The sequence below is a fragment of the Paracoccus maritimus genome (assembly GCF_025195095.1).
Taxonomy (GTDB): domain Bacteria; phylum Pseudomonadota; class Alphaproteobacteria; order Rhodobacterales; family Rhodobacteraceae; genus Paracoccus; species Paracoccus maritimus.
This window is the reverse complement of record NZ_JANAVZ010000033.1, coordinates 1-3,794: the sequence shown is the minus strand read 5'-3', so window position 1 is coordinate 3,794 and position 3,794 is coordinate 1. Positions and strand designations below refer to the sequence as shown.

Below are 3,794 nucleotides of genomic sequence, written 5' to 3'. Positions count from 1 at the left end.
GCCTGTATCCGTGACCGAGAGAACCTCTACCTGGGACATGATGCTATGGTCTGCCATAGCTTCAGGCTCTTAGCTGAAATCCAATCCCGTGCTCAGGCGGCCCTCCCCGGAGGCATACACTTCCGGCCCTACTGGCGGCGGGGTCAGTGCTCTGCCCTTCCCGCATAACCCTCGAATACAACGAGAAAATCCGGCCGCAGCCGGATTGGGAGAACGCTTTCGCGAGGGCAAGTGGCGGAGAGGATGGGCCTGACGTCCAACCCTCTCCGCCACTTACGCCTTGAACTATATGCAAAATTGCTGATCACACATAGTTCTGAAATTACCTCCTTTGCATGTGCGACGTTCTCAACTGGGAGAAACAGAACAACATCGGTAGCGTTCTCCTCTCAGGAGGCTCAACTTCGGTCGTCATCATTGTAGTCACTCTTTGGGAAGAAATTGTAATAGTCCATAAGTTCCAGCTGCGCTGCTGGCTCTTGAGCAAACAGGACAATCTGCCTTCTAGAATCGCGAACAAAGTAGTTTGTAGCGAGCTCTTGCGCAGATATTAGGGGTGAGGTCGCTTCTGTTCCATCCTTTCGCTTTAAGTATCTCTGGCCAATTGTCTTCTCAAGATAGTCTAGATTCTCTGGCTTCTGGTCGCCAAAAAACTGTTGTGCATAGCAATTCCGGAGAAAGTTATCCCAGGTCTTGGGGTAGAGCGCCTGCAGTTGACCGATGTGTTGCATGATCAGCCAAAGCTTGACGCCAGACCCGGCTATGAAGCCCATTGCACGTTCGATTGGAGCCATATAGCCTAGAGAATAGAATTCATCGATTGCAAAGAGAATGCTGTGCCTCGGCTTTCTTTTGTTCCTTTCCATTTCCCCGAGCGCCAAATAGAAGAAGAGATATGCAATTGCGCGAGGCGACTCTGAAAGTGAAAGAGAAGAAAGGCAAATGTAGACGGTAGTCTGGGAGTTCTTCAAATCGCTCAGCTTGAAGTCGGACTTCGTCAGTGACCGCTCGAACATTCTATAGTCAAGAAATTTTGTTGCGTTGTCGAGTTCTTTCATGACGCCGCTCCGTTCTCCGGGATCTGCATGGAGCATGCTTTGTGCGACTCCAACAATCTTGTCAGAAATAGATTCTGTGTAGTTTGGCTGATTAAAGGTCATAAAGTGAAAAAGCTGATCATGGGGATCCGGTATAATTGTGGATGGGTCGACCTCCGGCGCAGACATTTCACTGTTGTAAAGCGACGAGAGTTCAACGTCCGCATTACGGATCAGCTTTCTTACGAAGACCAGATTATGGTTCTCAAGCGGTTCGACCTCGAAGACATGAAGGATATAGCACTCTAGCAGGCTGCGCGCCTGCTTGGTGAAGTAGTCGTGACTTCCGGAGTCGAGGCGCTCCGGCAATAGCGCGCTGCAGATGCTTCCTACCCGTTGCACCAGGTTTGGATCGTGAAGGTCAATCTCACTGAGCGGGTTCCAGGATGACCTCGAATGATTGGTAACTAGCTCCTCAGGGTCGAAGACATGCACTGCTTGTCCAAGACTGTGCTTCACTCTACCACCACCGTTCCCGCGTTTCGCGGCAGTTATCTGAGCAAGTTCTCCCTTGGGGTCGAGCACGAGAGCCGAGCCGGGATACGTCAACAGGTTCGGGATCAATGCTCCCGTACCTTTACCCGACCGGTTTGCTGCCACAGTGATCAAATGGCGATCGTCGGGAGGCCCGACGAGGCAGTTTCGCCCGAGGCCGAGAAAGCGATGTGCAGGAATGGGTCTGCCGAACCTGATCGCACCTTCTCGGTTGCGAAACTTTGTCATCAGTTCGAACAGGCTCAAGAACCGGCCAGCACCTAGGGTGCTGCGCTGGCGTAGCGTTCCTCGACCCGGAGAGAACAAGGTCAGCCCATACTCTTCATTCATGTATCGCACCTCGCCCTGAACGAGGCGCGTAGCAGATGCGACGATGATCAGGATACCGATGACTATCGATACCCTCTCTCCGATCAGCGAGTGAATGGCGGAACTCGACCAGAGGCTGTAGGCTGAGAGCAACGCCAACAGGAGAGATGCGATCTGGCGCAATCTGCGCCAAAGCAGATAGCGGTTCTTCTCTAGATCAGCTAGCAACTGATACCTCCGAGCGATCATGAAGGTGCGTGACCTTGAACAGTGCACACGTCTCAGCCAAGGCGCGCTCGTCTTGGAGTAAGGCAAAATTCAGCATCCAAGCCGTATGCTGCTGTCGTACAATCCGACAGACGAATGAGTGGTTCGCTTTCGGCGCCCGTTCCGAGTTCCTCCGAAGGACTAATCACTATTGCAACTCCATCACGCGGATGCCGTCTCGATGAGAAGCAAGAAGTCGCCGCCCTGAGGAACTCCATGGAGAGCTACGGATCTTGCTGTATTCATGTATGCTGCCATCAAACTCTGCGAGCTTTGGGTACGGAGCATGGCACCCCCAGATTATGGTTCGCCTCTTCCAGTTTTCATCCTCAGATGAACTTGCAAGACGTTGACCATCGGGGCTGAAACGCACCTCTTTGACTTTGCCTCGGTGACCGAGAAGTTGCTGACCGCTACCAGTAACTAAATCCCAAAGGATTACGGCATGATCGTTGCCGCCTATTGCGATACGGCGGCCTGTGCTGCACCAATCGAGGCAGGTAGAATAATCACTTCTTGAGACGGCTTGATCGAAAAGCTGGTTGCCCGTTGCAGCATCTAGAATTGCGAATCCGAATCGCTGAACTCCAGCCGATTGATCAGCCCAAATGTGGTAGCTGGTTGCCAGAATGTCACGGACGGGATGCCATGCGATCCCGTGGATGAACCCCTCGTTAGGCTTCATCCGCCGTCCGGAGATTGGCGACTTCTGCTTCTCATCAAGCAGGTCGAGAACAACGGGTGCGGATCCAGACAAGTCATGTAGCCCGAGGAAGCGTTCGGAGGGAGACCAAGTTATCTCGGTCGTGCCGGTCCTCAGCTCACCATATCCCCAATCAAGAACAAACGAGGACTTTGGCGTGCGTTCATGTGGGTTCTCGAACAAGAAGAACTCATGTCCCTTGTAATTAGTGTTTTCGCCGAAACCACTAAAGCCAAAGATCCAGCTCTTGCTGACTTCGTGTGTGGTCAAGCCTGTTCGAACGAGTTGGCCAGATTTTGAAACGCTCACCCGATCCCAATCCGGATTGCAGGCGAAAGGAGAATCATGGCCCTTTGCCCACTGCTGACCGTCCCTCCAGACATGCGCCCAGAATCTTTCCCCGCAGACAACGATGGCGCCGTCGTCCAGCGCAGCCATGTCAGAAATGGACCGCTCGCGCCAGGCTGGTGTTCTGAACATCTCTTCGGTCGCACCGCTCGGCACCGTCACCCGGAAGACACGGAAATTCTTGGCTATCGCAAATTGGTTCTCGTTTAGCCAAGTCACGGTCCTGTGCGATCCCTCGCTCGAGAAATCGGGTCCGAACTTCAGCTTTTCGATCCTCTGAAAACTCGCGTCGCTCAGGACATCGACCCATCGTTCATTGGCCGATGGCGCCGGGAGGATCGGCCCGCGATAGGTGCTTGGTACGATGAACTCGTCCTCGGCGCTGAAGGCCCTAACGCGGCGATTTGCGCGAGCTTCGCTGGCGCTTTCGCTCTCGCTGTGCCGCCCGTCCCCTTCCCCGAACGTCCTCTGGAGCGGCTCCTCTTCTTCCTGCGGCTGCTTTGCGCATTTCGGGCAGCCCTTGCCGTAGTCGATGCCTTGGCAGGTTGGGCATCGGCGCATAGGGAAGTCGGCGG

At 53.9% G+C, this 3,794-nt stretch carries 2 protein-coding genes; both read right to left on the bottom strand.

Annotation, left to right across the window (positions count from 1 at the left end; all coding sequences use genetic code 11):
• Window positions 1-398: 398 nt before the first annotated feature.
• Window positions 399-2,129 carry a type IV secretory system conjugative DNA transfer family protein gene (locus MU516_RS19235; protein ID WP_260278818.1) on the bottom strand — a complete coding sequence of 577 codons (1,731 nt, stop codon included), beginning with the start codon at window positions 2,127-2,129 and terminating at the stop codon, window positions 399-401.
• Window positions 2,130-2,316: 187 nt separating this feature from the next.
• Window positions 2,317-3,794: WD40 repeat domain-containing protein (locus MU516_RS19230; RefSeq protein WP_260278816.1), on the bottom strand; the 1,478-nt coding region annotated here is incomplete at its 5' end.